The organism is Pseudomonas sp. P5_B2 (genome assembly GCF_056400445.1).
Genome location: NZ_JBFULH010001111.1, coordinates 1 through 990, shown reverse-complemented (window position 1 = coordinate 990; position 990 = coordinate 1). Strand labels below are relative to the sequence as shown.

Annotated in this window: 1 protein-coding gene; it reads left to right on the top strand. The window is 55.9% G+C overall.

What is annotated here, in order from left to right; all coding sequences use genetic code 11:
- Positions 1 to 990 (top strand): S16 family serine protease (locus AC1DRJ_RS29530; protein ID WP_477805239.1); only part of this gene is annotated, 990 nt, incomplete at both ends.

Below are 990 nucleotides of genomic sequence, written 5' to 3'. Positions count from 1 at the left end.
GAAGACATCCTTGATGCAGACCACTACGGTCTGGAAGAAGTCAAAGAGCGGATCCTCGAATACCTCGCCGTGCAAAAACGCGTGAAGAAAATTCGTGGCCCGGTGTTGTGCCTGGTTGGCCCACCTGGCGTGGGTAAAACCTCGCTGGCGGAGTCGATTGCTCACGCCACCAACCGAAAATTTGTGCGTATGGCCCTCGGTGGCGTGCGTGACGAAGCTGAAATTCGTGGTCATCGCCGTACTTACATCGGTTCGATGCCAGGAAGATTGATTCAAAAGATGACAAAGGTGGGCGTCCGCAACCCGCTGTTCCTGCTTGATGAAATCGACAAAATGGGCAGTGACATGCGTGGCGATCCGGCATCGGCGTTGTTGGAAGTGCTCGACCCTGAGCAAAACCACAACTTCAACGATCACTACCTGGAAGTCGATTACGACCTGTCCGATGTGATGTTCCTGTGCACCTCGAACTCCATGAACATCCCGCCGGCCTTGCTGGACCGGATGGAAGTGATTCGCCTGCCCGGTTACACCGAAGACGAGAAAATCAACATCGCCGTCAAATACCTCTCGCCCAAGCAGATTACTGCCAACGGCTTGAAGAAAGGCGAGCTGGAATTCGACGCCGAAGCGATCCGCGACATCATCCGCTACTACACCCGTGAAGCCGGTGTACGTGGGCTGGAACGCCAGATAGCCAAGGTGTGCCGCAAGGCGGTCAAAGAGCATGCGATGGAAAAACGCTTCTCGGTGAAAGTCACTGCCGAGATGCTCGAGCACTTCTTGGGCGTGCGTAAATTCCGCTACGGCCTCGCTGAATCGCAAGATCAGATTGGTCAAGTAACCGGGCTGGCGTGGACGCAAGTGGGTGGCGAATTGCTGACCATCGAAGCCGCTGTCGTACCGGGTAAAGGCCAGTTGATCAAGACCGGTTCCTTGGGTGACGTGATGGTCGAATCGATCACCGCAGCGCTGACCGTGGTCCGCAGC